21 protein-coding genes are annotated in these 24,774 nt (G+C 58.9%); 9 read left to right on the forward strand and 12 right to left on the reverse strand.

Features of this window, described 5'->3' with window-relative positions:
* Nucleotides 1–2: 2 nt before the first annotated feature.
* A complete protein-coding gene (locus G6L97_RS10270; RefSeq protein ID WP_003514057.1) occupies nucleotides 3–902 on the reverse strand; it encodes a LysR family transcriptional regulator in 900 nt (299 codons plus the stop codon).
* Between the two features lie 134 nt (nucleotides 903–1,036).
* Here G6L97_RS10270 and G6L97_RS10275 point away from each other — a divergent pair, with 134 nt between their 5' ends.
* The 4 genes from G6L97_RS10275 (at nucleotide 1,037) to G6L97_RS10290 (ending at nucleotide 6,942) form a co-directional block, all read left to right on the forward strand.
* Nucleotides 1,037–1,834, forward strand: coding sequence for an alpha/beta hydrolase fold domain-containing protein (locus G6L97_RS10275; protein ID WP_013636765.1), 798 nt, complete (start codon nucleotides 1,037–1,039; stop codon nucleotides 1,832–1,834).
* Nucleotides 1,835–1,950: 116 nt separating this feature from the next.
* On the forward strand, nucleotides 1,951–3,141 hold the full coding sequence (locus tag G6L97_RS10280) for an efflux RND transporter periplasmic adaptor subunit (protein WP_013636766.1): 1,191 nt from the start codon (nucleotides 1,951–1,953) through the stop codon (nucleotides 3,139–3,141).
* Between the two features lie 114 nt (nucleotides 3,142–3,255).
* Nucleotides 3,256–6,450 carry an efflux RND transporter permease subunit gene (locus G6L97_RS10285; RefSeq protein ID WP_111783470.1) on the forward strand — a complete coding sequence of 1,065 codons (3,195 nt, stop codon included), beginning with the start codon at nucleotides 3,256–3,258 and terminating at the stop codon, nucleotides 6,448–6,450.
* A gap of 288 nt (nucleotides 6,451–6,738) precedes the next feature.
* Nucleotides 6,739–6,942, forward strand: coding sequence for a hypothetical protein (locus G6L97_RS10290; protein ID WP_174002899.1), 204 nt, complete (start codon nucleotides 6,739–6,741; stop codon nucleotides 6,940–6,942).
* A gap of 32 nt (nucleotides 6,943–6,974) precedes the next feature.
* On the opposite strand, the gene G6L97_RS10295 is transcribed toward G6L97_RS10290, so the two are convergent.
* The gene (locus tag G6L97_RS10295; protein ID WP_013636769.1) at nucleotides 6,975–7,820 is read right to left on the reverse strand and encodes an endonuclease/exonuclease/phosphatase family protein; all 846 of its coding nucleotides are present in this window, start codon (nucleotides 7,818–7,820) and stop codon (nucleotides 6,975–6,977) included.
* Between the two features lie 59 nt (nucleotides 7,821–7,879).
* Nucleotides 7,880–9,340, reverse strand: a complete 1,461-nt coding sequence (locus G6L97_RS10300; RefSeq protein ID WP_111783498.1) for a phospholipase D-like domain-containing protein — start codon at nucleotides 9,338–9,340, stop codon at nucleotides 7,880–7,882.
* 270 nt (nucleotides 9,341–9,610) lie between these two features.
* Between G6L97_RS10300 and pdxY the strand changes: the two genes are divergently transcribed.
* On the forward strand, nucleotides 9,611–10,486 hold the full coding sequence (pdxY, locus tag G6L97_RS10305) for a pyridoxal kinase PdxY (RefSeq protein ID WP_111783497.1): 876 nt from the start codon (nucleotides 9,611–9,613) through the stop codon (nucleotides 10,484–10,486).
* 74 nt (nucleotides 10,487–10,560) lie between these two features.
* Nucleotides 10,561–11,202, forward strand: coding sequence for a carbonic anhydrase (locus G6L97_RS10310; protein ID WP_003514071.1), 642 nt, complete (start codon nucleotides 10,561–10,563; stop codon nucleotides 11,200–11,202).
* Between the two features lie 167 nt (nucleotides 11,203–11,369).
* On the opposite strand, the gene G6L97_RS10315 is transcribed toward G6L97_RS10310, so the two are convergent.
* Nucleotides 11,370–12,185, reverse strand: coding sequence for a lytic murein transglycosylase (locus tag G6L97_RS10315; protein WP_038492118.1), 816 nt, complete (start codon nucleotides 12,183–12,185; stop codon nucleotides 11,370–11,372).
* Between the two features lie 215 nt (nucleotides 12,186–12,400).
* Nucleotides 12,401–13,435, reverse strand: coding sequence for an aspartate-semialdehyde dehydrogenase (locus G6L97_RS10320; RefSeq protein ID WP_003514078.1), 1,035 nt, complete (start codon nucleotides 13,433–13,435; stop codon nucleotides 12,401–12,403).
* 508 nt (nucleotides 13,436–13,943) lie between these two features.
* Here G6L97_RS10320 and G6L97_RS10325 point away from each other — a divergent pair.
* The 3 genes from G6L97_RS10325 (at nucleotide 13,944) to G6L97_RS10335 (ending at nucleotide 19,043) form a co-directional block, all read left to right on the forward strand.
* Nucleotides 13,944–15,827: an MFS transporter gene (locus G6L97_RS10325; protein ID WP_003514082.1), complete on the forward strand. Its 1,884-nt coding sequence runs from the start codon at nucleotides 13,944–13,946 to the stop codon at nucleotides 15,825–15,827.
* A gap of 188 nt (nucleotides 15,828–16,015) precedes the next feature.
* Nucleotides 16,016–17,590, forward strand: coding sequence for a Re/Si-specific NAD(P)(+) transhydrogenase subunit alpha (locus G6L97_RS10330; RefSeq protein WP_111783495.1), 1,575 nt, complete (start codon nucleotides 16,016–16,018; stop codon nucleotides 17,588–17,590).
* A 19-nt stretch (nucleotides 17,591–17,609) separates the two neighbouring features.
* On the forward strand, nucleotides 17,610–19,043 hold the full coding sequence (locus G6L97_RS10335; RefSeq protein WP_174002901.1) for an NAD(P)(+) transhydrogenase (Re/Si-specific) subunit beta: 1,434 nt from the start codon (nucleotides 17,610–17,612) through the stop codon (nucleotides 19,041–19,043).
* 229 nt (nucleotides 19,044–19,272) lie between these two features.
* Here G6L97_RS10335 and rutF read toward each other — a convergent pair whose 3' ends face one another.
* The 7 genes from rutF to G6L97_RS10370 all read right to left on the reverse strand — a co-directional run bounded on the left by rutF (nucleotide 19,273) and on the right by G6L97_RS10370 (nucleotide 24,555).
* On the reverse strand, nucleotides 19,273–19,797 hold the full coding sequence (gene rutF / locus G6L97_RS10340) for an NADH-dependent FMN reductase RutF (RefSeq protein WP_013636774.1): 525 nt from the start codon (nucleotides 19,795–19,797) through the stop codon (nucleotides 19,273–19,275).
* A gap of 26 nt (nucleotides 19,798–19,823) precedes the next feature.
* A complete protein-coding gene (locus tag G6L97_RS10345) occupies nucleotides 19,824–20,414 on the reverse strand; it encodes a malonic semialdehyde reductase (protein WP_013636775.1) in 591 nt (196 codons plus the stop codon).
* Between the two features lie 17 nt (nucleotides 20,415–20,431).
* Entirely contained in the window at nucleotides 20,432–21,223 is a 792-nt protein-coding gene (gene rutD, locus G6L97_RS10350) for a pyrimidine utilization protein D (protein WP_162632860.1), read from the reverse strand.
* A gap of 14 nt (nucleotides 21,224–21,237) precedes the next feature.
* Nucleotides 21,238–21,624, reverse strand: a complete 387-nt coding sequence (gene rutC / locus G6L97_RS10355; RefSeq protein ID WP_003492069.1) for a pyrimidine utilization protein C — start codon at nucleotides 21,622–21,624, stop codon at nucleotides 21,238–21,240.
* Between the two features lie 26 nt (nucleotides 21,625–21,650).
* Nucleotides 21,651–22,391 carry a pyrimidine utilization protein B gene (gene rutB / locus G6L97_RS10360; protein ID WP_003514094.1) on the reverse strand — a complete coding sequence of 247 codons (741 nt, stop codon included), beginning with the start codon at nucleotides 22,389–22,391 and terminating at the stop codon, nucleotides 21,651–21,653.
* On the reverse strand, nucleotides 22,388–23,479 hold the full coding sequence (gene rutA, locus G6L97_RS10365; protein ID WP_003504013.1) for a pyrimidine utilization protein A: 1,092 nt from the start codon (nucleotides 23,477–23,479) through the stop codon (nucleotides 22,388–22,390). The genes rutB and rutA overlap by 4 nt, the downstream gene beginning before the upstream one ends.
* Before the next feature lie 464 nt (nucleotides 23,480–23,943).
* Nucleotides 23,944–24,555 carry a biliverdin-producing heme oxygenase gene (locus G6L97_RS10370; RefSeq protein WP_003514096.1) on the reverse strand — a complete coding sequence of 204 codons (612 nt, stop codon included), beginning with the start codon at nucleotides 24,553–24,555 and terminating at the stop codon, nucleotides 23,944–23,946.
* Nucleotides 24,556–24,774: the final 219 nt, after the last annotated feature.

Consider the following 24,774-nt stretch of genomic DNA (forward strand, 5'->3'; position numbering starts at 1 on the left):
CCTCAGACGAGGCTGTGAACCATCTTCGCCAGCCAGTCCACGAAAACACGGACCTTGTTGGTGACGTGCCTCGTCTGTGGGTAGACCACATAGATCGGCATCGGTTCGCGCCGCCATTCCGGCAGAACCGGCACAAGCTCGCCACGCGCAAGCGCATCCTTGACCATGAAAACGGGCAGCTGCACCATGCCCATGCCCGCCAGCGCGGCGTTGAGATAGGTGCGGCTGTCATTCACCGACACGACATAGTTGGGCGTAATCTCGACGCTGCGAAGCCCGTTGTCGAATGAGATCGGCATGATCTGGCCAGTGGTGGCATTGAAATATCCCACGGAATGATGTCCGTTTTCGAGATCTTCCGGCTGTTGCGGCATGCCGAAACTCTCGATGTACAGGGGAGAGGCGAAGGTTTCGAATTTCAGCTCGCCGACCTTGCGCGCTATAAGGGATTGATCCCGCAACGTGCCGACCCGCAGCGCGCAATCGACATTCTCCGCGATATAATCGACCAGACGGTCGCCGACGCCGAGATCGAGCCGGATTTGCGGATAGCGCTGGTAAAATTCGCAAAGATGTGGAATAACCACGAGGTCCGCGAAGACACCGGCCATTTCCACCCGCAACCGGCCAGACGGCTGCACCTGCGCGCTGGACATGCTGCCATCAAGCTCTTCGATTTCCGACAGAATCTGCGAGGCCCGCTCATAATAGAGAGCGCCGTCCGTCGTCAGCATCACCCGCCGCGTTGTGCGGTTGAGAAGCGTGGTATGTAAATGCGCCTCCAGCGCCTGGACCATGTTGGTGACGGTGGTTTTGGGCATGTTCAGCGCGGTCGCGGCGCGGCTGAAATTGCCGGTTTCGACGACGCGAGTGAATACCCGCATGGCGGAAAGCTGATCCATGTCGCTATTATCCGTTTTTTTGGAATAGTGTTTTCATTTTGACGTACTTGATCGTTTTCTCCCGAACAATAATATGAATTTCAGATTTTGCAAATATGGTGAGCTGCTGATGGCGGCGCACGGGACCGGATCAAATGAAAGCGCACTGGGAAAATATAGAAGGCTGTGGGGGCTCGGCGTCCCAGCTTTCCGTGCGCCGATATGAAAGTGCCGGCCTGTGCACCAACCCGCCCGTGGTCCTTTATTTGCGCGGCGGCTCATTTCTTGAAAAGGGCGGCAATTGCCCGGAGCTTCCGGTGGCACGCGCGCTCGCTGAAAGCGGCGCGATCGTCGTCGAGGCCGACTATAGCAAGTCGTCCGGCAACGAGTTTCCGATGGTGATCGATTGTGCCTTCGAAGCGCTGGATCACCTGAGCCGGGACCGCAAGCATTATGGCGGCGCGAAATCGCTGCTGTTTGTGGCCGGCGAAGAGGCTGGTGGCAATGTGGCGGCTGGGCTTGCGCTGAAGGCGCGTGACCGCATGCCGGGCAAGCTTGCCGGTCAAATACTTCTGTCGCCCATGATCGACCCGATGATGACGACGGAATCCTTCCGCGATGCGGACAGGATCGGCATGCGCCAGCGCTGGGCGGATGGTTGGAGCCATTACCTTGCCAAGGCCTGCGGGTTTTTTCACCCCTATGCCGCGCCCTGCCAGTGTACGCGGCTGAACCGGGTGGCGCCGGCGCTGATCTTTACCGCCGAGGACGACCCTCTGCGCGACGAAACGGTCGGTTATGCCGACAGGCTCATCGCCTCCGGTGTCAGCGTTCGGCAGCATGTTTTCCCCGCCGGTATTGGCTGGACGGGGCTTTATCAAGGAAAGGGCGGCGGATGGGTCCCATCCGTCTGTTCGGAGTTCAAGACCTTCGTTGACCAGATAAAACACTGAAATCGCATTTTGAGCATGTCCAGTAAAAGTGCGTAGCGGTTTTACGCCCGGACCATGCGACAAAACACACAGATAGAGAAACTGACCGGCTCCTGATCCGAGCCAAGGAGAGACCCATGACGCTGACCACAAAGCGCCGGGCCCTGACGGGCGCCGGTATCGGGCTTGCTATGTCCGTTGCAGCCGCAGCACTCATTTTCGACCTGCCCACCAGCCGTGATGCGACGGCAGCTTCCACCCCGGCTGAAACGCCGGCTATCCCAGTCACCGTCGCCAAGGTGGAAAGCCGCGATGTGATGCGCTGGGAAGAATTTTCCGGCCGTCTCGAAGCCGTCGACCGCGTGCAGATCCGCTCCCGCGTCGCTGGCCAGATCAAGGCCGTGCATTTCCGCGAAGGCGCGCTGGTGAAGGAAGGCGACCCCCTCTTCACCATCGATCCGGCCCCCTATCAGGCAGCCGTTGCAGGTGCTGAAGCCCAGGTCGCCTCCGCCGAAGCCAAGGTCAGCCTTGCCAAGACGGAACTCGACCGTGGCCGCAGGCTTTCCGACAATCGCACGATCTCCCAGAGCGATCTCGACCAGCGGCAAAGCTCGTTTGCGGATGCCGAAGCCCAGCTTCGCGCCGCCCGCTCGACGCTGACGACGGCTCAGCTCGATCTTGGTTACACCGAAATCGTTGCACCGGTTTCCGGCAGGGTCGGCCGCATCGAAATCACCGCCGGCAACCTCGTTGCCGCCGGCTCGACATCGCCTGCCCTGACGACGCTGGTTTCGGTCAACCCGATCTATGCCAGCTTCAACGCCAGCGAAGGAACGGTAGCGAAAGCGCTTTCCGAGCTGCCGAAGACGACCGACGCCCTGCCCGCGCTCGAACAGATCCCGGTGGAAATCGGCACGCTTTCGGATGAAGGCACGCCGATCAAGGGCACCCTGCACCTCATCGACAACCAGGTCGATTCCGCCAGCGGCACCATTGGTGTGCGTGCGGTCTTCGAAAATCCTGATGGCAGGCTCATTCCCGGCCAGTTCGTTCGGGTGCGCATGGGTGAACCGAAGCCGGAAAACCGGATAGTCATCAGCGACCGCGCCATCGGCACGGATCAGGACAAGCGGTTCGTCTTTGTCGTCGATGCCGAAAACAAGGTGAGCTACCGCCAGATCAAGCCCGGCGCACCGGCTGACGGCCAGCGCATCATCGACAGCGGCCTTGCAGCCGGCGATACGATCGTCGTCAACGGCCTGCAGCGCATTCGCCCCGGTGCAACCATCGCACCGCAGGCGGAAGACAAGGTCGCCGCCTCGCAATAACGCCGTCCCGCCTCCGGCGAGACGCATTTCACAAAGAACCGGCCCTCACCGGCGGCCATGATGCCGCCGGAACGGTCCTTGCATTTCCAAATCTACCCGGAGAGGGGACTGGATATGAATATTTCCAGATTTTTTGTCGACAGGCCGGTCTTCGCCGGCGTGCTGTCGATCCTGATCGTGGTCGCAGGCCTTCTCGGCATGCGCGCCCTGCCGATTTCCGAATATCCGGAAGTCGTGCCGCCATCCGTCGTCGTCCGCGCCACCTATCCCGGTGCGAACCCGGCCGTTATTGCCGAAACCGTCGCCACGCCGCTTGAAGAACAAATCAACGGCGTCGAGGAGATGCTCTATATGGGCAGCCAGGCGACATCGGACGGCGTGCTGACGCTGACCGTAACGTTCAAGCTGGGCACCGACCCGGACAAGGCGCAGCAGCTGGTGCAGAACCGCGTGTCGCAGGCCGAACCGCGCCTGCCCGCGGAAGTGCGCGCACTCGGCATCACCACCGTCAAAAGCTCGCCCGACTTCATCATGGTCGTCAATCTCGTGTCGAAGACCGATGCCTATGACATCACCTATCTGCGCAACTATGCGACGCTGAACGTCAAGGATCGCCTCGCCCGTATCGAAGGCGTGGGTCAGGTGCAGGTCTTCGGCGCGGGTGACTATTCCATGCGCGTCTGGCTGGATCCGCAAAAGGTGGCCGAACACGATCTCGCCGCGAGTGACGTATCCGACGCCATCCGTCAGCAGAACGTCCAGGCCGCGGCCGGCGTCATCGGCGCATCGCCAAGCCCCAACGGCGTCGACCTGCAGCTCAACGTTAATGCCCAGGGCCGTCTGACGACGCCGGAGGAATTCGGCAACATCATCGTCAAGAGCGGCGCGAACGGCCAGATCACCCGTCTTCGCGATGTCGCCCGCATCGAACTCGGCGCTGCCGACTATACGCTGCGCTCGCTGCTCGACGGCGAACCCGCCGTGGCGATCGCCGTATTGCAGGCTCCCGGCTCCAACTCCATCGAAATCGCCGACAATGTCCGCGCGACAATGGACAATCTGCAACTGGCGATGCCTGATGGCGTGAAATATGAAATCGTCTACGACACGACGAAGTTCGTTCGCTCGTCCATCGAAAAGGTCGTTGATACGCTCCTCGAGGCCGTTGGCCTCGTGGTACTGGTGGTCATCCTGTTCCTCCAGACCTGGCGCGCCTCGATCATTCCGCTGATCGCCGTTCCGGTGTCGATCATCGGCACCTTCGCCGTCATGTATGCCTTCGGTTTCTCCATTAACGCGTTGACCCTGTTCGGCCTCGTGCTGGCCATCGGCATCGTGGTGGATGACGCCATCGTGGTGGTGGAAAACGTCGAGCGAAACATCGAAAACGGGCTTTCTCCGCGTGATGCCACCTACAAGGCGATGCGCGAAGTCTCCGGGCCGATCATAGCAATCGCGCTTGTGCTGGTCGCCGTTTTCGTCCCACTGGCTTTTATCTCCGGCCTTTCCGGCCAGTTCTACCGGCAGTTCGCGCTGACGATCGCGATTTCCACCGTCATTTCGGCGATCAATTCTCTGACGCTGTCACCCGCTCTTGCGGCCCTGCTGCTGAAAGAGCACGACGCACCGAAAGACTGGCTGACCCGCTTCATGGACCGGATTTTCGGCTGGTTCTTCCGTGGATTCAACCGCGCCTTCGGGGCCGCCTCCAATGGGTACGGCAAAACCGTAGGCGGGCTGGTAACGCGCAAAAGCCTCGTCATGATCGTCTATATGGCGCTGGTGGCTGCCACCTACGGCATGTTCAGCGCGGTCCCAAGCGGGTTCGTACCGGCGCAGGACAAGCAATATCTCATCGGCTTCGCCCAGCTTCCGGACGGCGCAACGCTTGACCGCACGGAAAGTGTCATCAAGCGGATGAGCGATATCGCCATGCAACAGCCGGGCGTCAGCCACGCCATCGCCTTCCCCGGCCTGTCGATCAACGGCTTCACCATCGGCTCCAATTCCGGCATCGTCTTTGCAGTTCTCGACGACTTCGAAAACCGCAAGACGCCGGAACTGTCAGGCGGCGCCATCGCAATGCAGCTGAACCAGAAGTTTGCCGGCATTCAGGATGCCTTCATCGCCATGTTCCCGCCGCCGCCGGTTAACGGTCTCGGCCAGACGGGCGGCTTCAAGCTGCAGATCGAGGACCGTGCCGGTTACGGCTACCAGACGCTTGACGAAGCGGCCAAGGCGGTCATTGCCAAGGCATACCAGACACCGGAACTGGCAGGCATCTTCTCCAGCTTCCAGATCAACGTGCCGCAGCTCTTCGCCGATCTCGACCGCGCCAAGGCCGAGCAGCTGGGTGTTTCGGTCAGCGACGTCTTCCAGACGCTGCAGATCTATCTGGGCTCGCTTTATGTCAACGACTTCAACGCCTTCGGGCGGACATACAGCGTGCGTGTGCAGGCAGATGCGCAATTCCGCGCCCATGCCGAAGATATCGGCCGCCTGAAGGTCCGCTCGTCCACCGGTCAGATGATCCCGCTTTCCACGCTGTTGAAGGTAGATGCAACAACAGGACCGGAGCGCACAAACCGATATAACGGCTTCCTTGCAGCCGATATCAACGGCGGTCCGGCACCGGGCTTCTCCTCTGGACAGGCGCAGGCGGCGATCGAGAAAATCCTTGCCGAAAACCTGCCGGCCGGGATCGAATACGAATGGACGGACCTGACTTACCAGCAGATCCTTGCCGGTAATTCCAGCCTCGTGGTCTTCCCGCTGGCGCTGCTGCTCGTCTATCTCGTATTGGCTGCGCAATATGAAAGCCTGACCCTGCCGATCGCGATCATTCTGATCGTTCCGCTCGGCGTTCTCGCCGCATTGACAGGCGTCTGGCTGACGGGAGGGGACAACAACATCTTTACGCAGATCGGCCTTGTCGTCCTTGTCGGGCTATCGGCGAAGAACGCGATCCTGATCGTGGAATTCGCCCGCGAGCTGGAATTCGAAGGACGAACGCCGCTTCAGGCCGCAGTCGAGGCAAGTCGCCTGCGCCTCCGCCCGATCCTGATGACCTCACTCGCCTTCATCATGGGCGTGGTGCCTCTGGTCATCTCCACCGGTGCGGGTGCGGAAATGCGCGCGGCCATGGGTGTCGCAGTGTTCTCCGGCATGATCGGGGTGACGTTCTTCGGCATCTTCATGACACCGGTATTCTACGTGCTGGTTCGCAAGCTGTCGGGTAACCGTCCTCTCATCCAGCACAAACAGGAAGAACCTGCCAATTCGGACTACAAGCTCGAAAAGGCCGGCTGAGACCTGATCCAATCCACCGCAAACTTCGACGAAAGCCCGCCGCGCATCTAACGATGCGCGGCGTTTTTGTTGCTTGGAACGTCCATGTGCATCGCCTGAAACAGAATCTGTTTCAATGACTTAAGCAGCAAGCACATACATGTTGCGCCGCAATAACGAAAGAACGAATAAACTATATCCGCATAAGGCAGCAGATACGTATAGGAACAATGCTATTTTATGCTTTCCATTTTGTGGTAATTTCAAGAACAGGGTGATTCGGGCTAAATGATTTAGTTCAGGGGTGACATGATGGAGCAGGAATACGAGAACTGGGCGACAACCATTGCCTATTCGATAGTAACGCATGAAGGTCTGGATCTAGCGCTTGCCGCGCAGAATCTGGACAGAGGCAAGACCAGAAACAACCGTGAACGGCTGATGGAAGCCATCCGCAAATCTCTGCTGGAGGCCCGTTCGCGCAGCCATCTGACGGTAGCGCAGCGGCTCTGAAGTCTGTCGCCGTATCCGATGCTGCCACAGGATCAGGTTGGAAGCAGATCGGTCCTTATCGCGGCTTTCAGCGGCAGGTGGTCCGAGGCAATGCGCGCCAGCGCACTGTCATGCGCTTCCACCTGCTCGATCAGCCCTTCGCGGTTGGCGATGATCCTGTCGAGCGCAAGCACCGGCAGGTTGGATGGGAAACTGGGCACTGCCGGCGGCAGGGCGCCGAATGCATCTCTCAGAGTATTGAGCGACGAGCCATTGCCGAGACGCCATTCGTTCAGGTCTCCCATGAGGATGGTCGCGCATTCGTTTCGCGCTTCCAGAAGACCGATAAGCGCCTTCGCCTGTTGGGCACGGGAATGCCTCAAAAGACCGAAATGCGCGGCGATTATTCGCAGTGCGCCACCGCTTTTCAAATCCAGTTCCACCACCAGCGCGCCGCGCGGCTCCAGCCCCGGCAATTTCAGCGTATGAACATCCCGCACCGCACCTTCCTTGAACAACAGGACATTGCCGTGCCATCCATGCGCCTTCACACCCGCCAGAACAGGCACGGGGACAAGCCCGCTTTCCCGCTCCAGCCGGGCAAGATCGAGCAGGCCCGTGCGCTCGCCGAAACGGCTGTCCGCCTCCTGTAGCGCGATGATATCCGCGCCGATTTCCTGAATGACGCGGCTGGTGCGATCAGGATCGAACCTGCGGTCGCGGCCGACACATTTATGGACGTTGTAGGACGCGATGACCGGGAAGGAGTGATCTCTCTCCACCTGCCCGGCATTCTTCCGTTGGTGGCGGTCGCGCAGCGACTGCATGACGAAGGCGGGCAGGCTGCTGTTTTTCGCCAGTGCCGTTTTTCCACGCTCCAGCAAACTGTTTTTCTTCACGCTGCGACGCCTCCGATCCGCAAATTAAAAGTTTTAGAGCGTTTCCGACGCATGGCGCTCTAAAGATACGGCGAAGCGAGCCACAGGACGCGCTCCACAAAACGGACAACGAATGGCCGCGCATTCAGTTCGCTCAGTCGCACGGGTAAAGCGGTTGCCCGTGCTTCCCGGATGCGGTTTCCGATGGTCGCGGCGAATTCCTCATCCATAACTTCCAGATCGACTTCGAAGTTCAGCCGCAATGAACGAGGGTCCAGGTTGGAAGAACCGATGTAGCTCCAGCGCTCGTCGATCACCAGAAGCTTGGAATGATTGAAGGGCCCTGTCGCCCGCCAGATGCGGCAGTAATTCTTCAACATCTGGTCGAATTGCGCCGTCATCGCCCTGTCCACAAGCACCAGATTGTTGCTTTGCGGCACGATGATATCCACCACGACTCCCCGCCTCGCTGCGGTAATGAGCGCTGAAATAAGCTCCCGATCGGGGAGAAAATAGGGCGACATGACGAGAATGGAGGAGCGGGCGACGGAAAACGCCCCCATCAGCATCTTGTGATTGGTCTCTATGCTCTTATCCGGCCCCGAGGAGGAAACGCGCGCAACGATCTGTGAACCCGGCACACCATCGGGAATGGCGATATCCCAGACCGGCGTGTGCAGAAGCTCCCCCGTCGTGAACCTCCAGTCCTCCGCCGCAATGGAGAAAAAATCAGAGACAACCGGTCCGCTGATCTTGAAATGTGTGTCGTGCGCCTGTTTTTCGCCGCCGAATTCAAGGGTGAACCCTTCGCGGATATTCATGCCGCCGCTAAAGGCGATGCGCCCGTCCACCACCAGAATCTTGCGGTGGGTGCGCAAATTCGCATAGGGCAGCCGCAGCCCCATGATGACATTGCCGTTGAACACATCGGCAACGATGCCTTTTTCCCGGAGCGTCGGCAGAATGCTCGGCACGGAATAGCGCGCGCCCACGGCATCCACCAGCACCCGCACCTCCACGCCCCGGAACTTCGCCCTTTCCAGCGCGGCGACAAAACGGGCGCCGATCCTGTCATTGTCGAAAATATATGTTTCGAGGATGATCGACCGCTTCGCCTCGCCTATCGCCTCCAGCATGGCGGCATAGGCCGCGTCGCCGGTGACAAGCGGCTCGATGCGGTTACCGGTCGTCAGTGCGTGGCGCGTCACCCGGTCGCCGAGCGTCTTCATCGCCTCGAAACGGCGTCCGAACCGCGCGGCAATCACCTCGCCGCTCGCATCAAGGCGCGCCACGCGATCCATGATCTCGTCCTGCATGAAAGACCGCTGCTGCCTGATACTGGACCGGCGAATCCGGTTGATGCCGGCAATCGCATAAATGACTGCACCGACGATCGGCGACAGAACGATGACGCCCACCCAGCCAAGCGCGGAGCGGACCTCTTCCTTCGTCATCGTGGCATGTACGGCCGCCACGGTTCCCATCAAAATGGAAAGAGCGGCAAGGATATGAGGCCAATAGGCGATGACGAGATCGAGCATGATGCAACTATAGGGCATCGTGCCGAAAAGTGTACCGCGGTTTTGGGAAAACCCGATGCGTAAACAAAAAGGTAGGGCAGTTCGCCGATACCGCAATACCGGACCGGCACCGGAAAGGCCAAGAAGACCGGACGCCCATCGTTTTACGGGATAGACCCTTGCGGGATTAACGGTGGAAAGTGACGATGCGATATGTCATGAGAGCGCATCTTGATCTGTGAGCAGGGGCACTTGCGGGCTTCTGTGGCGTTTGAAAACAAGAAGGCCGTGATGCAGGAAAATACCCAGGGCGCCGTCATCGTCATTTCCAGCCACGTCATGCGTGGATCGGTCGGCAACCGTGCCGCGGTCTTCGCGCTGGAGACCCTTGGCTATCCGGTATGGGCGGTGCCCACAATCGTTTTGCCCTGGCACCCCGGCCATGGCCCGTCCACCCGGATGCGCTTTCAGGAAGACGACTTCGACAAGGCCATGACCGACCTCGAAAACGCCAAATGGATCGGCGAGGTCAAGGCTGTCCTGACCGGTTATTTCGGCAGCGCGGCGCAGGTGCGCTCCGTCGCAAGGCTGATCCGCAATCTCAAGGAAAAGAACCCGTCGCTGATTTATGCCTGTGACCCGGTCATGGGCGATCTGGGCGGACTATACATTCCCCTTGAGACTGCCGAAGCCATCCGCGATCACCTCATTCCGCTTGCCACCGTCGCCACGCCAAACCGTTATGAACTGGCCTGGATGAGCGGTGCCGAGCTTGAGACCAACAATGCCATCATGGATGCCGCGCTCGCACTCGGCCCGCCGAAAATGCTGGTCACCTCAGCCGTGTCGATGATGGCGGGCGGCACGGGAAATCTCTATTTGAGCGGCCGGCACGCGCTGATGGCGGAACACCGCGCCATAGAAGACGCACCGAACGGTCTCGGAGACCTGATGGCGGCGCTGTTCCTTGCCCGGCTGCTGGAAGGCATGGACGACGAGAAGGCGCTGCAACTGGCCACCGCCAGCGTGTTCGAAATTCTGGCGCGAACCAAAAAACGCGACATGAACGAATTGACGCTGGAGACGGATTCTTCAAGTCTCTCCACACCCATGGCGATGGTGCAGATGCGCCATCTCTTGCATCCTTCGCGCAGCAAGCGCAAATAGCGGCTAAAGGATTGGTCTTCAACGCACCGAGTTCTTCTCTTGATCTTGGTCCAAGCACAACGGTACTGCGATAGATGAAAGATTTTCCGGAAAACCTTCTCAACGGCTACAAGAACTTCATGAGCGGCCGCTATGCCGACGAGCGCGAAAGATACCGCGTTCTGGCTGATACCGGACAGAAACCGCAGACCCTGTTCATTGCCTGTTGTGACTCCCGTTCGGCGCCGGAAACGATTTTCGACTGCGGACCGGGAGAACTTTTCGTCGTGCGGAACGTCGCCAACATGGTGCCGCCCTTTGAGCCTGACGGTCAGTACCACGCCACATCAGCCGCCATCGAATATGCCGTGCAGGTTCTGAAGGTGAAGGACATCGTCGTCATGGGCCATGGCCGCTGCGGCGGCATTCAGGCCGCACTCGACCCCAATCTTGAACCTCTGTCACCCGGCGACTTCATCGGCAAATGGATGAACATGGTGAAATCCGCCGCCGAGCAGATCCAGAGCAACGACGTCATGACCGCTTCCGAGCGCCAGACGGCGCTGGAGCGCGTTTCCATTCGCAACTCCATCGCCAACCTGCGCGGCTTCCCCTTCGTCAAGGCGCAGGAAACCGCCGGCAAGGTGAAGCTGCATGGCGCCTGGTTCGATATCTCGACCGGCGAATTGTGGGTGATGGACGGCAAAACGGGCGACTTTCGCCGCCCGGACCTGTGATTGTCGAAACCTTCTCAAAGCTTCGTCACCCCGGACGTGATCCGGGGCCAAGCGCGATCAAGTCTTTGATTGCTTAGGGTTTTTTCACGGCGCAGACGCGCCGTGACTGGATGCCAGAACTAGTCCGGCATCACGGAAGTGGACGTTCCAATTGGGATAAAGCGGCCTTATTGGCCGTCAATCGCCTTGCCGATAAACGCAATCGCCTGCTGATAAACGCTTGCAGCGTTCCAGCCCTGAATGGCCGCGTAATTCGTCTGCCCCTGCTGATAACCCGCACCGCGCTGCCAGCCGTGGCCGACAAGGAAGTTGGCCGTGGAGGCCAGCGCATCGGCGCGCGAACCGACGAGATCAATGCGTCCGTCGCGGTCGAAATCCACGCCGTAGCGCACAACGTTCAACGGCAGGAACTGCGTCTGGCCGATTTCGCCATGGGCAGCACCCTTGGCGTTAACGTTCAGCGATCCGCTGCCGACGAGCTTCAGGGCCGCATAAAGCTGCTCGGTAAAATAATCCGAACGGCGGCAGTCGAAAGAAAGCGTCGCCACGGCGGACAGCGTGTGCTGGTTGCCCATGAAGCCGCCAAATCCGGTTTCCATGCCCCAGATGGCGAGCAGCGGGCCGGCCGGCACACCATAGGCCTTTTCAATCGAGGCGAAGAGAGCCGCATTGTTCTTCTTCATGGTCTTGCCGCGCGAGATGATCGTCTGGCCGCCACGCTTCTGCATGAACTGGTCGAAGGACAGCTTGAAGCTGTGCTGGCCGCGATCCGCGCGGATGGTCGCCTGATTGTAGGAGACGCCGGAGAAGGCACGATCAAGCACCGAGGCGCTGACACCGCGGCTCGCCGCTTCCTGCTTGAAGGCACCGACCCAGGCGTCGAACCCTGCCGAAGTGTTGCCGCATTGCGCAGCCACAACCGGCGTCGCCGCCAAAACCGAGACCATGGCCACACCAGCCAGAATTGCCTTCATTGCCCGCATCAAAATCTGCCTTCGATATCCTTTGGGGAATTTATCCCGAGAACCAAAACGTCGCTGCTGTATGGGCTCGGGTGCCAAATTGCTTTTTGGCCGCCTAAATTGCCTTTTGGCAGCAAGGCCTGCAAATAAACTGGCCGTGATGATAGCCAATTGGAAAACCCGCCTGCCCCACACAGAACAGACGGGTTATACTTAACGAACCTTAAAAAATCGTATCAAGCCGCCGCTTTGCGGGGCTTGATGAGACCACGATTGACCAGGAGTTCGGCGATCTGGATGGCATTGAGGGCAGCGCCCTTGCGCAGATTGTCCGAAACAACCCAGATATTGAGGCCGTTTTCAACCGTCGCATCCTCACGGATACGCGAAATATAGGTCGCATCCTCGCCGGCGGATTCAACCGGGGTGATGTAGCCGCCATCTTCATGCTTGTCGATCACGAGGCAACCCGGCGCTTCGCGCAGGATGTCACGCGCCTGATCGGCAGTGATCTCGTTTTCGAACTCGATGTTGACCGATTCCGAATGACCGATGAAAACAGGAACGCGCACGGCCGTGCAGGTTACCTTGATCTTCGGATCGAGCATCTTCTTGGTTTCGGCCAGAACCTTCCATTCTTCCTTGGTATAGCCGTCTTCCATGAAGACGTCGATATGCGGGATGACGTTGAAGGCGATGCGCTTGGTGAACTTCTTCGTTTCGACCGGATCGGCCACGAAGACGGCGCGTGTCTGCTGGAACAGTTCGTCCATGCCTTCCTTGCCAGCGCCGGAAACGGACTGGTAGGTGGAGACAACGACGCGCTTGATCTTGGCAAAGTCATGCAGCGGCTTCAGCGCGACAACGAGCTGGGCCGTGGAGCAATTCGGATTGGCGATGATGTTCTTGCGGGTGAAGCCCGAGATCGCGTCGGCATTGACTTCCGGAACGATCAGCGGAACGTCCTGGTCGTAGCGCCATGCAGACGAGTTATCGATGACGACGCAACCCTGCTGGCCGATCTTCGGCGACCACTTCTTGGAAATCTCGCCGCCGGCCGACATCAGGCAAATATCCGTGTCGGAAAAATCGTAGTTTTCGAGGTTGGAAACCTTCAGCGTGCGGTCGCCATAGGAAACTTCCGTGCCCTGCGAGCGGGAGGAAGCGAGCGGCACGACTTCATCTGCCGGAAAACCACGTTCGGCCAGGATGTTGAGCATTTCGCGACCGACATTGCCGGTGGCGCCTACAATTGCAACTTTGAAACCCATGATCAAGCTCTCTTTCTGTCTCTCCTCTTTTGGGTGAGGTGGGGAACCCGCATCGCATTGCGGCTTCCTCGATCCCCAGCCGAACCGGGGAGAGAGCGGTGGCCAGAGACGTCAGACGGTTTTAATCGTCGTTTTGGCCGTAATTCGGATAGAATAAGAAAGACGCGGATCATCGCCGGCGGATTGTGCCGGTCCTTCCATGACAATCATGTCTGCAACATGCCTGCGCAAGGTGATGCTCCTTCTTCGCGAGAAGCTATTAGAAGGTTTGGTGTTCGTGTCAAGAAAAAAGGCACGTTGCGAGCGACCCGGCGCACAAGCGCAAATGCCACCTCGCGACATTTTTGCACGTTATGCATTAGACTAAAGTCATAATCCGAAAGCATCGCTCTCATTGGGGTTAATTTTCTGTCACTCTAACATTACGCGCATTGCACCCTTACGGGGGAGTCCGGAGGAGAGACAGGGCTCTGCAATGCGCTCATTTGACATCTGTGGAGGACAGACAATGGCAAACGTAGCAGCCGTGAGCGGCGCCGCCCGTCCCATGACGGGTGAGGAGAAGAAGGTGATTTTCGCCTCTTCTCTCGGAACAGTCTTCGAATGGTACGATTTTTATCTGTACGGCTCGCTCGCGATCTATATCGGCGCGAACTTCTTCAGCCAATATCCGGAAACGACACGTAACATCTTCGCGCTTCTGGCATTTGCCGCCGGCTTCCTCGTGCGCCCCTTCGGCGCCCTGGTGTTCGGGCGTCTCGGCGACATTGTAGGCCGTAAATACACCTTCCTGATCACCATTCTCATCATGGGCGTTTCGACATTCCTCGTCGGCGTCCTGCCCGGTGCATCGCAGATCGGCATCGCAGCCCCGATCATCCTGATCATCCTGCGCATGCTTCAGGGTCTGGCGCTTGGCGGCGAATATGGCGGTGCTGCAACTTATGTGGCCGAACACGCGCCCAACGGTCGCAGAGGCTATTACACCTCATGGATCCAGACGACGGCGACGCTCGGGCTCTTCCTGTCGCTGATGGTCATTCTCGGCGTGCAGTTCGCACTCGGCAAGGAAGCCTTCGCCGCCTGGGGCTGGCGTATTCCCTTCCTCGTTTCGGTTCTGCTGCTTGGCGTATCGGTCTGGATTCGTCTGAAAATGAACGAATCTCCTGCCTTCAAGAAGATGAAGGAAGAAGGCAAGACCTCCAAGGCACCGCTCAGCGAAGCCTTCGGCCAGTGGAAAAACGCAAAGATCGCCCTGCTTGCCCTCGTCGGCGCCGTCATCGGTCAGGCCGTCGTCTGGTATACGGGCCAGTTCTATGCACTGTTCTTCCTGCAGAGCATTCTGAAGGTGGACGGCCAGTCGGCCAACATCATGGTCGCGGCGGCCCTCATCCTCGGCACGGGCTTCTTCGTGCTCTTCGGCTGGCTTTCCGACAAGATCGGCCGCAAGCCGATCATCATGGCGGGTCTCGTTCTCGCGATGCTGACCTACTTCCCGCTGTTCAAGGCGCTCACATGGGCGGGCAACCCGGCACTGGCGCAAGCGCAGGCCAGCGTTCGCGCCACCGTGACCGCTGCTCCGGGCGACTGCAAATTCCAGTTCAACCCGACAGGTACGGCGAAATTCACCACGTCCTGCGATATCGCCACCTCGTTCCTGACACGCAACTCCGTTCCCTATGACGTCGTTGCTGGAGCGGCTGGAACGCCGGCAAGCGTCAAGATCGGCGACGCCACCATTGCGAGCTACGACGCCATCGCAGCCGGTGCGGATGCTGCCGCAAAAGACAGGGCCTTCCAGAAACAGGTCAACATCGCGCTGCATGACGGCGGCTACCCGCTGGTGCGCGGCGTAGCACAGGTGCCGGACGCTAAACTGGATGCCTTTATTGCCGCCAACCCGGAACTCAACCTCAATGCGGAAGCCGTTCGCGCAGCCGACAAGAAGATGGTGGCGACCGACAAGCTGGTGGCCGACAAGTTGCTGACGCCGGCCGAGACCGCCGGAGCGGCGGAAATGGCCGTCTACAGCATTGCCGGTGGCGGCACCTTCGCCATGGTCGCCGATCCGGCTGCCGTGAACTGGGTCGTCATCATCGCGGTCCTGACCGTCCTCGTGATCTACGTGACGATGGTCTACGGCCCGATTGCGGCCCTGCTGGTCGAACTGTTCCCGACCCGCATCCGCTACTCCGGCATGTCGCTGCCCTACCATATCGGCAACGGCTGGTTCGGCGGCCTTCTGCCCGCCACCGCTTTTGCGATGAGCGCGGCGAAGGGCGATATCTATTACGGCCTCTGGTACCCGATCGTTTTCGCAGGCATCACACTGGTCATCGGCCTGCTGTTCCTGCCGGAAACCAAGGATCGCGACATCCACACCATGGAGTGAGCGGTTTCGCTCCCGACGATAGAGGCCCGGCGCTGACGCGCCGGGTTTTTTATTGCCGCAGTACCGCCAGTGCCCGAACTGGCCTTTCGCAGGCTGTCAATCCGCCGCAGGTAGAAACCGCCAAAAACAAGACAAAAACGCTCGAAATAGGCTATGACGCCGTATCGTGCGGAAAAGGGAGAGCCATTTTGAAAATCGGGACGCCTAAGGAATTATATGATGGCGAGGCGCGCGTCGGCATGACGCCCGACAGCGCGCAAGGCTTGCAGAAACTCGGATATGATTGCATCCTCGAAACAGGCGCCGGCAAGGCGGCGGGATTTTCCGACGACGCCTATCGCGCAGCCGGTGTCACCATCGTCGATAGCGCCGATGCGCTTTATACAGGTGCCGACATCATCGCCAAGGTTCGTCCGCCGGAAACGTCGGAGATTGATCGCCTGTCTTCGGACAAGACGCTGATCTCGTTCTTCTATCCCGCACAGAACAAGGACCTTCTGGAGCAGGCGAAGGAAAAGGGCGCAAATGTCATCGCCATGGACATGGTGCCGCGCATTTCCCGCGCCCAGAAAATGGACGCGCTGTCCTCCATGGCCAACATCGCCGGCTATCGCGCCGTCATCGAGGCCGGCAATAATTTCGGCCGCTTCTTCACCGGTCAGGTAACCGCCGCCGGCAAGGTGCCGCCCGCCAAGGTGCTGGTCATCGGTGCCGGCGTTGCCGGTCTTGCCGCCATCGGCACGGCAACCTCGCTAGGCGCCATCACCTATGCCTTCGACGTGCGCCCGGAAGTGGCCGAACAGATCGAATCCATGGGCGCCGAATTCGTCTATCTCGATTTCGCCGACCAGAGCCAGGATGGCGCAGCGACCGGCGGTTACGCCGCCCCCTCGTCGCCGGAATTCCGCGAAAAGCAGCTTGAGAAATTCCGCGAGCTGGCACCGCAGATCGATATCGTCATCACCACGGCGCTGATCCCCGGCCGTGACGCCCCGAAGCTGTGGCTGGCCGACATGGTAGCGGCAATGAAGCCGGGTTCGGTCATCATCGACCTCGCCGCCGAGCGCGGCGGCAATTGCGATCTCACGGTGCCCGACCAGCGCGTCGTCTCCGACAATGGCGTCATCGTCATCGGCTATACGGATTTCCCGAGCCGCATGGCCACGCAGGCCTCAACGCTCTATTCCACCAACATCCGTCACATGATGACCGATCTGACGCCCGCAAAGGACGGCAAGGTCGTTCACAACATGGAAGACGACGTCATCCGCGGTGCGACCGTCACCTATCAGGGCGACATCACCTTTCCGCCACCGCCACCGAAGATCCAGGCCATCGCCGCGCAGAAACCCAAGGAACGAGCAAAAGAGCTTACGCCTGAGGAAAAGCACGCCAAGGAACGGGCCGAGTTCAGGGCGCAGACGAAAAGCCAAGTCGGTCTGCTCGTCATCGGTACGGCGGCCCTGCTTCTCGTCGGCCTTTACGCGCCGGCAAGCTTCATGAGCCATTTCATCGTCTTCGTGCTCGCCTGCTTTATCGGCTTCTCCGTGATCTGGAATGTCAGCCACTCGCTGCACACGCCGCTGATGGCGGTGACGAACGCGATTTCCGGCATCGTCATTATCGGCGCGCTGCTGCAGATCGGTTCCGGCAACTGGCTGGTGGTGATCCTTGCCTCACTTTCCGTCCTGATCGCGACGATCAACATCGTCGGCGGTTTCCTTGTGACACGGCGCATGCTCGCCATGTTCCAGAAGTCCTGAGCCGTGTAGGGGACACATAATGACCATTGGTATCGTTTCCGCGGCCTATGTTGCCGCAGCCGTTCTATTCATCCTCTCCCTCGGTGGTCTTTCCGGGCAGGAAAGCGCCAAGCGCGCCGTCTGGTACGGCATAACAGGCATGGGTCTTGCCATTGTCGCCACGGTCTTCGGACCTGATGTCGGCAACTGGTTCATCGTACTTCTGATGCTGGCGGGTGGCGCCGTTCTCGGCTACTTCGTCGCAAACCGCGTGCAGATGACCGAGATGCCGCAGCTTGTTGCAGCACTTCACTCCTTTGTCGGTCTGGCCGCCGTCTTCATCGGCTTCAACGCCCATATCGAGGAAGCGCATGTCGCCTCGCTCGATGAGACGGCGCGTTCCCTGTTGACAGGCTTTTCAGCCCTCCTCGCCCACAAGACGCCGGTAGAACTGGCAATCATGAAGGTCGAGGTCTTCCTCGGCGTCTTCATCGGCGCCGTCACCTTCACCGGTTCCGTCGTCGCCTTCGGCAAGCTTGCCGGCAAGGTGGACGGCAAGGCGAAGAAGCTTCCGGGCGGACACGTCCTCAATGCCGGTGCCGCGATCCTGTCGCTCGTCCTGCTCATCATGTATTGCAACGGTGCTGGCGCATGGACGCTGGTGCTGATGACGCTTGCCGCCTTCTTCATCGGCTATCACCTGATCATGGGTATCGGCGGCGCAGACATGCCTGTCGTCGTCTCGATGCTGAACAGCTATTCCGGCTGGGCGGCGGCGGCCATCGGCTTCACGCTCGGCAACGATCTCCTGATCGTTACCGGTGCGCTTGTCGGCTCCTCGGGTGCGATCCTGTCCTACATCATGTGCAAGGCCATGAACCGCTCCTTCATCTCGGTCATCCTCGGCGGCTTCGGCGGCACGACGGGTCCGGCGATGGAAATCGAGGGCGAGCAGGTGGCAATCGATGCCGAAGGCGTGGCATCAGCGCTGAACGACGCTGACAGCGTCATCATCGTGCCCGGTTACGGCATGGCGGTGGCACAGGCGCAACAGGCCGTTTCCGAACTGACCCGCAAGCTGCGCGCCGACGGCAAGACCGTGCGTTTCGCCATCCACCCGGTTGCGGGTCGTCTTCCCGGCCACATGAACGTGCTGCTCGCCGAAGCAAAGGTGCCCTACGACATCGTGCTGGAAATGGACGAGATCAACGACGATTTCCCCAATACCGACGTCGTCATCGTCATCGGCTCCAACGACATCGTCAACCCGGCGGCACAGGACGATCCCAACTCGCCCATCGCCGGCATGCCGGTTCTGGAAGTATGGAAATCCAAACTGGTCATCGTTTCCAAGCGCGGCCAGGGCACGGGCTATTCCGGCATCGAGAACCCGCTGTTCTACAAGGACAACACCAGCATGTTCTACGGCGATGCGAAAAAGTCGATCAACGATCTTTTGCCGCTGATCAAGTGATGAAAAAGGGCGTTTCCGGGAGACCGGAAACGCCCTTCTTACAGATGGGAACGCGAACGTTTCTTCCGTCATGCCGGACTTGATCCGGCATCCAGCCACGGCGCGTCCGCGCCGTAAAAGAGTCTTTCGCGATCAAAGACTTGATCGCACTGGACCCCGGATCAGGTCCGGGGTGACGCTGTGCGGATGCTACGGCCCCGCCACACGAAACTTTATCGATAGACCGCTCTCAAAGCACCCGGTAACGCCGGTTGAAATACATCAGTGCTTCGTCGCCCTCATTGATCTTCATATCGACGACATCGCAGATCAGGATATCGTGCGTGCCGCCATCATGTGCCTCGCGAATGCGGCAATCGAAGGAGACCAATGCGTCTTCCAGAACAGGCGCGCCGGTTTCGAGCACGCCCCAGCTTCCGGCAGCGAAACGTTCTTCCGCCGGTGTCTTGCCGCCGAACAGGGTGCTCAGCACCTCGTGCTTGGAAGCAAGCGTGTTGACGCAGATGACGCCATTGCCCTTCACCACATTATAAGCGGAAGAGCCGCGGTTGAGGCAGACGAGAAGCGTGGGCGGATTGTCGGAAACGCTGCAAACGGCGGTCGCTGCAAATCCCGCACGGCCTGCCGCACCGTCCGTGGTGACGATGTTGACTGCCGCACCGAGCCGCGCCATGGCATTTCTATAATCGAGGCTGCGTTCCTGTGCAGTCTTCGTCTCCATTTCCGCTTCCTTTTCAAGAGACATCATCCGCATCTAAACCATCCTTCCTTAACAGGCCCTCAAGCCAGAACACAGGCGTCTTCGAACGCAAGTCGCGGCAGGCGGCCGAACAGCTTCGACGGATCGCCGTAACCAAGATTGATGAGGAAATTGGATTTCCAGGTCGTACCCGCAAAAAATGCGGCATCCACCTTGCCCTTGTCGAAACCGGACATGGCTCCGGTATCAAGCCCGAGCGCGCGGGCGGCAAGAATGAGATAACCGGCTTGCAGCGTGGCATTGCGGAATGCCGTTTCCTCGGCCATCGCCGCACTGGAGGTGAACCAGGAACGCGCATCGGCATGGGGAAACAGCACCGGCAGCTTCTCGTAAAATTCGCTGTCGATGGCAGCGATGACCGTGACGGGTGCTGCCATGGTCTTTTCCAGATTGCCCGAAGAAAGCGCCGGCCTCAATTTTTCCCTGGCTTCCGGGCTGCGTACGAACACGAAACGCGCCGGCGAGCAATTGGCCGAAGTCGGCCCCATCTTCGTCAGGTCATAAAGCGCTGTCAGCGTATCATCCCCGATTGGCTTGTCCGTCCAGCCGTTGTGGGTGCGTGCCTCGGTGAAAAGTGTTGCCAATGCAGCGTCGTCCAATGCTCTCGTCATTTTACTCTCAAATCCCGTCAGAATGTTTGTGTTGCCGGTAGCAGAAACTGCAAAAGCCGCGCGTTGAAAAGGTCAGACTCGGTGATATTGACCGCATGCGCTCCGAAATCGAGAAGGAAAAGCTCGCTTTGCGGCAAACCTTCCGCAAGACGCAGCGACCGGGTATAGGGCACCAGAAGATCGTCCTTGGTTGCCACTACCAGAACCGGATTGCCGATCTCGCCGAGGCGCGCGTCGATATCAAAGGCCCGGAGCGCCGCGATGCGCCGAAGCACATTCGCCCTGCCCTGAAAATGCGCGACGCCATGCGCATCGTCACGTGCCAGCCGCTCCTGATGCTCTGACATCCAGGCCGCCGGATAAAGAAACAGCGGCTGGGCTTTCACGAAAGCCTCGACACCGGATTTTTCCAGAAGCTCGATCCGCACATCGAAGCAGCGCCCGGAATGCGGATCGGCCTTGCTCCAGGCATTGATAAGAACAAGCCTTTCGATGAGGCCTGGCTTGCGAAGCGCGATATCGAGTCCGATCAGACCGCCAAGCGCATGGCCCATGAAGTGAAATTTTTCGAGGTTCAGCGCCGAGACGATCTCAAGCACATCATCGGCCATCGCCGATATGCCGCCATCTGCCGGCACCTCGCCGCCGGTCCGGCCAGTTCCGCGATGGTCATAGGTAACGATCCGGAAATGGCTGGAAAGGGCCTCGATCTGCGGCGCCCAATAGGCGCCCGATCCACCCAGCCCCGATGACAGCAGGATAGTGGGCGCCTCAGGCTCGGCCCGGCCATGAACCTCGAAATGCATCATTTTGCCGTTTCGCCTTACTTGCCGATATGTGCGACGGTGGCGATTTCCACCAGTGCATCAGGCTTTACGAGGCCACACTGGATGCAATAACGCGCGGGCTTGTCGCCGGGGAAATATTCGGCATAGACCGTGTTCACGGCCTGGTAATTCGCCCAGTCGGTGATGAAGATGTGGTTCATCGTCACGTCCTCCATCGTGCCGCCGGCGGTCTCAATAACGGATTTGATGGTTTCCAGAACATGGCGTGTCTGGGCGCTGGCATCGCCCACATGCACGACATTATTGTCCTTGTCGAATGGCAGCGTTCCGGAAACGTAAACCACGCCATCGGCAAGGGTTCCCGGCGAAAAAGGGGCGATGGGTTTGCTTGTACCGGCAGGCACGACGATCTTCTTCGGCATTTCATTCTCCTCTTTGTGTTTGGGGATCAATCCCTGACGGGTGCGGCCTGCGAGATGACGCCGCAGAAATCATTGACAGTTGCCACCCAGCCGAAAAATTTCTCGACATTGTAGACCGTCGCCTGCTGGATGTAGTCCGGGCCCAGATGATGCGTGGCATCCTCCAGCATCACCCCAAAATATTCGAGATGGAAAGCGTCGCGCAGCGAGCTTTCGACGCAGACATTGGTGGCGATGCCGACGAACACCAGATTGCGGATGCCGCGGGCTCGCAGGACGCTGTCCATATTGGTGTTAAAAAAACCGCTGTAACGCGTCTTCGGCACCAAGATATCGCCGGGCTGGGGCTGCAACTCGTCAACGATGGCATAGTCCCATGTGCCCTTGGCCAACAGCTGGCCCTGCAATTCCGGCCTTTTGCGCATCGTCTTCAGCGCGTTGGACTTGTGCCAGTTGGGCGAACCCGGCCCACCGGCCTCGACATAATCCTTGTCCCAGCCATTCTGGAAATAGATGACCTGAACACCCGCCGCCCGCGCTGCATCCAGCGTCTTCTTGATGTTGGCGATGGTGCCCTTGGCGCCGGAAATATCGAACCCGGCAAGATCGACGTAACCGCCCTCGGTCGAATAGGCGTTCTGCATGTCGACCACGACAACGGCGGTCTCGCTGGGCTTGAGGGTAATCGGCTCCGGCCTTGCGGGAAGTGTGACACTTTCCGAACGGCTTTCCGGCCCCTTGTAACCCGCCACGACGGCTTCACTCATTCCGCTGCCTCCAGTTCGGCCAGCACATGCTGGCGGCTCTTCATCAGCGGCTGTACATATTTGCCGAATTTTTCGACGCCTTCGAGAAAATCGTCAAAGGTCAGCATCACGCCACCCGTTCCCGGCACTTCGCTCATTTCATCCAGCATCGCCGCTACTTCCTCATAGGAGCCAATCAGCGTTCCCATGTTGATGTTGACCGCCGAGACGGGATTGGACATGTGCCGGACATTGGTATCAGAGCCGGACTTGGTGTCGACAGAACTCTGCAGGCCGAGCCACTTGATCGCGTCCTCATCCGCGCCCGCCTTGTAATGCTCCCACTTCGCCCAGGCATCCTCGGATTTTTCTTCCGCGAGGATCATGGTCAGAACCACGGATTTAACCTCGCGACCAGACTTTTCCGTTGCCGCCAGAAGTCGCTCATTGGTGGGTGCAAAAGCCTTTGGCGTATTGACGCCGACGCCGAAGCAGAAGCTGTAATCGGCGAATTTGGCAGAGAACGCCATGCCGGAATTGGAGGAACCGGCGCAGATGAGCTTCACATCCCCCTGCGGCACCGGCTTCATGCGGCAATCATCCATCTGGAAGAACTTGCCCTTGAAGTCCGACTGCCCTTCCGTCAGTAGTTCCTTCAGCACGGAGGTATATTCGCCGAGATATTCATAGCGATCACCGAAATAATCGTCGCCCGGCCAAAGCCCCATCTGGCTGTATTCAGGACGCTGCCAGCCGGTAATCAGGTTGATGCCGAAACGCCCGCCGGAAATGGAATCGATCGTGGTCGCCATGCGCGCAACGATGGCCGGCGGCATGACCAGCGTGGCGGCGGTGCCGAACAGCTTGATCTTGGAGGTCACGGCGGCGAGGCCCGCCATCAGGGTGAAGGATTCCAGATTATAGTCCCAGAACTCGGTCTTGCCGCCAAAGCCGCGCAGCTTGATCATCGACAGCGCGAAATCGAAGCCGTACTTTTCCGCCTTCAGCGTGATTTCCTTGTTCAGGTCGAAGCTTGGCTTGTATTGCGGCGCGTTCTCGGAAAGTAGCCACCCATTATTCCCGATCGGTATAAAAACACCAACTTCCATCTTGCTGTTCCCTTTTTTGGCATCAGGCGTTTTCCTGATTTGAAGAAAGAGTAGCAGGTTCCGTGCCAGACGAAAAAAAATAATTTTATCAATTGGATAATTTTTTGGAGGCCAATTTCTTTTTACCAAAAGATAAAAATTTTATCATTTGGTAAATTAATATGCCTGTTTATTCGGCAAATATCGAACGCAATGTGCGGGAAATGAGCGGCTCTCACAATGGTTCTGAAGCGTTGCACGACAGCCGAAAACCACTCCTCCGTCACGCCGGACTTGATCCTGTATCCAGCCGCGGCCCGTCCGCGCCGCCAATAGAGCTCCACGCGATCAAGCACTTGATCGCACTAGACCCCGGACCAAGCCCGGGGTGACGGCGTGAGGATGCTAAGACGAGGTCAGTACGAATGTGCAACGAGGCATTTCAAGCGCTGTGAAGACAACCAGCGACAAGCTATGCCAAAACTTCAACCGAGGCGTTGCTGCGCGTAGGCATGCACGGCCCTGAAGGCGGCTTCGGCGCCAGCGACGACCCGCTCCTCTTCTTCGATGGTCAGCGAAATTTCATCGAGCGCGGCCGTAAAGGTACGCCAATGCAGGCCGCGCCCTTCCGGAGCGCCGGCCAGATGGCGCGCGCCGAATTCTTCGGTGAGGCCAAGCTTGGCTGCGTCTTTCAGAAGGAAAGCCGCGCCGAGATTCGAGCCTTCGACTACATAAAGCCAGCCCATGGCCTCAGGTAGATCGAACGGCGTTTCGCTGGTAAAGCGCGGCTCGTTTGTTTCAGGAATGGCGTGTCCCAGATCGGCAAGGTCCTGCTCTATCATGGAGAGACGGCGACGACCCTTAAGATCAGGCAGCAGGCCATCAAGGGTTTCATTGGAGAAAAACGCATCGAGGTCGCGATGGAAAAGATATTGCGTTTCCACGAATTTGCCGAAGTTCTCCCGGCTCTCGAACGGCTTCGCTGCCATGATGAAGGTATCGAGACCACCATGCGCGCCACGCGTGGCAGCCCTCAGGCGCTTCACGCGGCTCTGCTCGATCTCTTCCACAGGCGCTGATGGCTCCACAATGGTCATGACGCTTCCCTTTATCCCATATTCAGATTGCCTGATAAAAATCTTTACTTAAACAGTCAAATTTATTTTAGCATTTTTCCTGTGCATCGCTAAAAAAATGGCATTCGCGTAAACCGGTGTGAACATTCCATGCCCCACCGGGCGCAACACCGATCCTGAGGCAGCTTTAGAAGCCAATTCCCCCCATTCCAGCCTCCCGAACAATCATTCTGTAATTAC

The organism is Agrobacterium tumefaciens (assembly GCF_013318015.2).
GTDB classification, from domain to species: domain Bacteria; phylum Pseudomonadota; class Alphaproteobacteria; order Rhizobiales; family Rhizobiaceae; genus Agrobacterium; species Agrobacterium tumefaciens.

Excerpts from the sequence above, each read along its gene's own strand:
- G6L97_RS10270 (WP_003514057.1), bottom strand. The coding sequence starts at position 902 with ATGGATCAGCTTTCCGCCATGCGGGTATTCACTCGCGTCGTCGAAACC.
- G6L97_RS10275 (WP_013636765.1), top strand. The coding sequence starts at position 1,037 with ATGAAAGCGCACTGGGAAAATATAGAAGGCTGTGGGGGCTCGGCGTCC.
- G6L97_RS10280 (WP_013636766.1), top strand. The coding sequence starts at position 1,951 with ATGACGCTGACCACAAAGCGCCGGGCCCTGACGGGCGCCGGTATCGGG.
- G6L97_RS10285 (WP_111783470.1), top strand. The coding sequence starts at position 3,256 with ATGAATATTTCCAGATTTTTTGTCGACAGGCCGGTCTTCGCCGGCGTG.
- G6L97_RS10290 (WP_174002899.1), top strand. The coding sequence starts at position 6,739 with ATGATGGAGCAGGAATACGAGAACTGGGCGACAACCATTGCCTATTCG.
- G6L97_RS10300 (WP_111783498.1), bottom strand. The coding sequence starts at position 9,340 with ATGCTCGATCTCGTCATCGCCTATTGGCCTCATATCCTTGCCGCTCTT.
- pdxY (WP_111783497.1), top strand. The coding sequence starts at position 9,611 with ATGCAGGAAAATACCCAGGGCGCCGTCATCGTCATTTCCAGCCACGTC.
- G6L97_RS10310 (WP_003514071.1), top strand. The coding sequence starts at position 10,561 with ATGAAAGATTTTCCGGAAAACCTTCTCAACGGCTACAAGAACTTCATG.
- G6L97_RS10315 (WP_038492118.1), bottom strand. The coding sequence starts at position 12,185 with ATGCGGGCAATGAAGGCAATTCTGGCTGGTGTGGCCATGGTCTCGGTT.
- G6L97_RS10320 (WP_003514078.1), bottom strand. The coding sequence starts at position 13,435 with ATGGGTTTCAAAGTTGCAATTGTAGGCGCCACCGGCAATGTCGGTCGC.
- G6L97_RS10325 (WP_003514082.1), top strand. The coding sequence starts at position 13,944 with ATGGCAAACGTAGCAGCCGTGAGCGGCGCCGCCCGTCCCATGACGGGT.
- G6L97_RS10335 (WP_174002901.1), top strand. The coding sequence starts at position 17,610 with ATGACCATTGGTATCGTTTCCGCGGCCTATGTTGCCGCAGCCGTTCTA.
- rutF (WP_013636774.1), bottom strand. The coding sequence starts at position 19,797 with ATGCGGATGATGTCTCTTGAAAAGGAAGCGGAAATGGAGACGAAGACT.
- G6L97_RS10345 (WP_013636775.1), bottom strand. The coding sequence starts at position 20,414 with ATGACGAGAGCATTGGACGACGCTGCATTGGCAACACTTTTCACCGAG.
- rutD (WP_162632860.1), bottom strand. The coding sequence starts at position 21,223 with ATGATGCATTTCGAGGTTCATGGCCGGGCCGAGCCTGAGGCGCCCACT.
- rutC (WP_003492069.1), bottom strand. The coding sequence starts at position 21,624 with ATGCCGAAGAAGATCGTCGTGCCTGCCGGTACAAGCAAACCCATCGCC.
- rutB (WP_003514094.1), bottom strand. The coding sequence starts at position 22,391 with ATGAGTGAAGCCGTCGTGGCGGGTTACAAGGGGCCGGAAAGCCGTTCG.
- rutA (WP_003504013.1), bottom strand. The coding sequence starts at position 23,479 with ATGGAAGTTGGTGTTTTTATACCGATCGGGAATAATGGGTGGCTACTT.
- G6L97_RS10370 (WP_003514096.1), bottom strand. The coding sequence starts at position 24,555 with ATGACCATTGTGGAGCCATCAGCGCCTGTGGAAGAGATCGAGCAGAGC.